The sequence below is a fragment of the Phycicoccus elongatus Lp2 genome, assembly GCF_000367525.1.
Taxonomy (GTDB): Bacteria; Actinomycetota; Actinomycetes; order Actinomycetales; family Dermatophilaceae; genus Phycicoccus_A; species Phycicoccus_A elongatus.
The window spans coordinates 1889957-1894888 of the sequence record NZ_HF570956.1; the positions used below are offsets into that span (position 1 = coordinate 1889957).

Sequence of the window (4932 nt, forward strand, 5' to 3'; positions counted from 1 at the left end):
GTCGTGCGGGCCTCGGTCGACGCCGCGGTGCGCGAGCAGGGCTTGACGCTCGTGGTCGTCGAACACGTGCTGGGTCCGTGGATCGACCTCGTCGACCGGCTCATCGTGCTCGATGCCTCGGGGGTGATCGTCGCGGACGGGCCGGTGCGCGAGACCTTGGCCACGCGGCATACGGAATTGGTGGGGATGGGTGTCTGGGTGCCCGGTGCCGGCGCCCCCGATCCGCTCCCCGTCGACCCTGCCCTGGTGGGAGCCCCCCACCTGGGACCCGCGCACCCCAGACAGTCGAGTGAGGAGAACACGCGGTCTGCGGTGCGGCCACGCCGCATGTTCTCCTCACTCGACTGTCTGGAGGCGACGCCGCTGACCGTGACGCGACGGACGGCCACTGTCGACGGCATCGTCACCGAGCGGGTCGCGGCCCGACTGGAGGAGCCCCTGCGGCTGGCACCCGGGGAGCTTGCCGCACTCGTCGGTCGCAGCGGATCGGGGAAGTCGACGATCCTGCATGCGCTGGCCGGCTTCCTCGTGCCCGCCAAGGGGACGCTCCGGGTGGGCGATGACGAGGATCCCGCGAGACTCGAGCCAGTGGAGTTGGCGCGTCGCCTCGCGTGGATCCCGCAATGGGCGAGCTCGACGATCGTCACTGGTCGGGTCCTCGACGAGGTGCTCCTCACCTCGCGGCAACTCGGCGACGACACGCCCGGTCTCGAGGATCGCGCCCGGGGCCTGCTCGAGACCCTCGGGCTGGGGCGGTTGGCGGATGCCGACCCACGCCACCTCTCCGGGGGCGAGATGCGACGGCTGGCGATCGCCTCGGCGATCCTCCACGGCCCCGACATCGTGCTCGCGGACGCCCCCCCCCCCCCCGCCACACACGACCAGGCCGTGATCGACCGGGCCCATCAGGTGCACCACCTCGACGGCCAACCGCGAGAGGCGCCGGGCCCGCATGGGCGGCCGTGGCTCAGCGGGCGCAACCCGTTGGCACTGCTCGCCGGAGCCGCCCTCGCCGTCCCGGCCGGGGTGGCGTCACCGGGCTGGCGAGCCTCCATCGTGCTGCTCGCCCTCCAGTTCGTGCTCGCCGTGGCCGGCCTCACCAGTCGTCGCGCCGGTCTGTTCCGCCCGCTGCGCGCCCTCGCGGTCCGCCTCCTGCCCGGAGTGCTCGCCGCACTGTCCGTGGCCTGGTCGACCTGGCTCCTCGGTGGCCGCAGCCTCGACCTCGCCGCCACCGGCTTCACGCGCGTGCTGCTCATCGTGCTGCCGTCGGCCGTGCTCCTGCCCTTCATCGACACCGACCGACTGGGCGACGAACTCGCGCAGCGGCTGCGGTTGCCCGACCGGTTCGTCGTGGCGGTCGCGGCGGCCCTGCACCGGATGCAGTCCTTCGGTGACATCTGGACCGAAATCGCGCGAGCGCGCAAGGTGCGTGGCATCGGGATCAGTTGGCGCAGAACGAAATCGGTCGTGCGGCATGTCATCGCGCTGACGATCGGACTGCTCGTCCGGTCGCTGCGGTCAGCCGCCGAGCTGGCGGTCGCGATGGATGCCCGCGGCTTCGCCACGGCCCACCGACGTTCCTGGCTGCGCCCGGTCACGTGGCGGGTGCGTGACTCGGTCGTTGTGGTTGCCTCGATGATGCCGCTGCTGCTCACCCTGTTGTTCCGGCGCTGATCCGTGCGCCCCGGGCCCCTCAGCGCCACAAGGTAGTCAGCCATTGCGGTCGGCTCGTCGTCGTGAGCCCGGCGCCGAGGACCAGGGCTACCGGCGCAGGTCGCGCGTCCCGGGCCGTGGTGATCCCCGCCGCACCTCCGACGCGACCACCTCCACATCCGAAGGGATCTGTGGGGGATGCTTGCGCTCATGGGTCCACGCAAGCTCGATCTCGCGATCGCAACATACCGCGACCTCCGGCCCCGATTGGTCGAGGCCGCGGAGGACTTCGGTGCGGCCGTGCGCGCGATCATCGACGAGGCCGGCATCAACTACCTGACGGTCGAGAGCCGCGCCAAGACCGTGGAGTCCTTCGCCGTCAAGGCGCGTCGCCTGCGCGAGCGCGACCCCGACGCCGACCCGATGGAGGAGATCACCGACCAGGTCGGCGTGCGCGTCATCACCTATGTGCAGAGCGACATCCTCGCTGTGGCCGAGTTGCTCGGGCAGCACTACGCCGTCCTCGAGGACCGCGACATGGGCCGCCTGACGGCCAGCGAAGGACGCTTCGGTTACGCCAGCCGGCACCTGCTTGTCTCCCGTGACCGTGTGCCCGAGGCGCACTACGAGCCCCTGCAGAGTGCGTCGATCCAGTTGCGCACCGTCCTGCAGCACGCGTGGGCCGAGTTCGAGCACGACATCCGCTACAAGGGCACCATCCCGCCGGAGCAGGTGCCGGACCTCGATCGTCGCTTCACCCTCGCCGCCGGCCTGCTCGAACTCGCCGACCGGGAGTTCAGCGAGATCCGTGACCGGCTGCAGATCGGTCTGGGTGAGAGCGTCGTGGTCTCCGGCGACGACCCGCGGATCAGCGCCCAGGAACTGGCGACCTTCCTCGCCGGTCGCTACTCCAGCGCGGGCTGGTCACGCACCGAGCACTACGAGTGGATCGCCGCCCTGCTCCTCGAGCTCGGCATCGCGTCGTTGGACGAGTTGAGCCAGGACCTGCGTGAGGTCGACAGCGCAGCGGTGACCCGGGCCATGGGCTACCAGTACCCACCCGGTGCCGTCCGTCGGCTCGACGACGACCTGCTCGCTCGTCACCGCCAGACCTATGTCGACCTGCCGGGCAATGCCGATCGGATCGAGGCACTCCGGGGCCGGATGGCCCGGCTGGGCTGAGCGCTTCGGCGACGATCGTCGCCGAGGTGAGCGCGCGGCATACTTGTCCAGCCATGACGACGCTGCCCACTGTGACCGAGAAGCCGCGCATTCCCCGCGAGATCTGGGTCCTCATCGCGGCGGCCTTCGTCATCGCCATCGGCTTCGGGCTCATCACGCCGGTTCTGCCGTCCTTCGCCAGGTCCTTCGACGTCGGGGTGACGGCGAGCTCGATCATCGTCAGTGCCTTCGCGTTCTTCCGGCTCATCTTCGCCCCGGCCGGTGGCCGACTGATCGCGAAGTTCGGCGAGCGCCCGATCTACATCACCGGTCTGCTCATCGTCGCCATCTCCACGGGCGCAACGGCTTTCGCGCAGAGTTACTGGCAGGTCCTGCTCTTCCGCAGCCTGGGTGGCATCGGGTCGACGATGTTCACCGTCTCGGCCGTCGCGCTCATCGTGCGCCTTGCGCCTCCCACGATTCGGGGCCGGGTCTCCTCGGCCTATGGCTCGGCCTTCCTTCTCGGCGGCATCGGCGGGCCGGTGCTGGGGGGGCTCCTGGGCAACCTCGGCTTGCGCATCCCCTTCTTGGTGTATGCCGTGGCGCTGGTCATCGCCGCCGCGATCGTCGCCGCGATGATCCGCACCGAGGCGCTGCGACCCGCTGCCGATGCGCCCCAACGCGCGGTCTTCACTGTGCGAGAAGCCTTGCAGGACAGCGCCTATCGGGCCTCGATGGGATCGGCGGTCGCCAATGGCTGGGCCAACTTCGGGGTGCGCAACGCCATCTTGCCGCTCTTCGCGACGGCGGTGATCCTCGACGAACCCTGGGTGGCCGGAGCCGCCCTCGCCGTCTTCGCGGCCGGCAACGCCATGGGCCTCACCTTCTCCGGGAGGCTGTCGGACCGCATCGGGCGGCGACCCTTCATCATCGGCGGCCTGCTCGTCAGTGGCCTGGCCACGATGATCACAGGATGGGTGGGCACGCTGCCCCTGCTCATTCTCGTGTCGGCGGTCGCCGGCCTCGGCGCGGGCGTCCTCAACCCGGCGCAGCAGGCGTCGATCGCCGACATCGTCCGTCAAGACCGCAACGGTGGCCCCGCCATCGCCGCCGTCCAGATGTCCTCGGACCTCGGGTCGATCATCGGCCCGATCATCGCAGGCGTCCTGGTCGACGAGGGGTCCTACGGACTCGCCTTCGCCGTCACCGGCCTCATCGGACTCCTCGCCGTCATCCCGTGGTTGCGCGCTCGCGAGACGGCCAACGTCGCCTGACAATGGGCGGGTGACCGCGCGCACCCTCGTCCTCATCCGCCACGCCAAGTCCGACTGGTCGAACGACCTCCCCGACGACGAACGGCCGCTCGCGCCCCGCGGCCGTCGGCAGGCACCGGCGATCGGTCCATGGCTGGTCGAGCACGACCTCGTGCCGGATCTCGCGGTCGTCTCGATCGCGCGTCGGGCGCAGGAGACATGGGAGGCGGTGACGAGCGGGCTGGGACGCGAGGTCGTGGCGCGCGACGAGCCCGCGGCATACACCTTCGGTGGGGGTGACCTGCGGCGGATCGCCCGCGCCCTCGATCCCGGCCTGGGGGTCGTGGCGGTCGTCGGGCACAACCCGGCGATGGAAGAGGTGGTCGAGGACCTCACCGGGCGGTGGGTCGCGATGCCGACGGCGGCGATCGCGGTGCTCGACCTTCCGGGCGGGTGGGGGAGTGAGTCCGCGCAGTTGCGGTATGCCGGTCGGCCGGCCGACCTCTGACCGCACGGATGGGTTCGTGACAGGTTCCGGACAGGGGCCGCTCGCACGGTGGATGTCCACCCAGCGGCACGGTGCCGCTGACGACCTCCCCGAAGGAGATCCCTGCCATGAACCCCAAGAAGCTCGCCCTCGGCGCCGCGTCGGTCCTCGCGGCCGGCGCCATCATCGGCGGCGGCGCGGCCCTCGCGTCCGCCGACCCCACCCCCTCTGCGTCGGCGTCCGCCTCCGGCGCATCGGCCGACAGAGGTTCGGCCTCGGGCACCGCCGGCCAGGGACGCCAGATGGGCGGAACCCACACCGATGTCACCGGTGACGAGGCCCAGAAGGTCATCGACGCCGTCAAGGCCAAGGACTCGA

At 70.8% G+C, this 4932-nt stretch carries 4 protein-coding genes and 1 pseudogene; all 5 read left to right on the forward strand.

What is annotated here, in order from left to right:
* Positions 1–1674 (forward strand): ATP-binding cassette domain-containing protein (locus BN10_RS08970; RefSeq protein ID WP_051369661.1); only part of this gene is annotated, 1674 nt, incomplete at its 5' end.
* Positions 1675–1863: 189 nt separating this feature from the next.
* Positions 1864–2835, forward strand: coding sequence for a GTP pyrophosphokinase (locus BN10_RS08975; protein ID WP_040753049.1), 972 nt, complete (start codon positions 1864–1866; stop codon positions 2833–2835).
* Between the two features lie 53 nt (positions 2836–2888).
* Positions 2889–4088, forward strand: coding sequence for an MFS transporter (locus BN10_RS08980; RefSeq protein ID WP_010850928.1), 1200 nt, complete (start codon positions 2889–2891; stop codon positions 4086–4088).
* 10 nt (positions 4089–4098) lie between these two features.
* Positions 4099–4575: a SixA phosphatase family protein gene (locus BN10_RS17320; protein WP_010850929.1), complete on the forward strand. Its 477-nt coding sequence runs from the start codon at positions 4099–4101 to the stop codon at positions 4573–4575.
* A gap of 107 nt (positions 4576–4682) precedes the next feature.
* Positions 4683–4932 (forward strand): annotated as a pseudogene (locus tag BN10_RS17325) (hypothetical protein); the annotation flags it as partial.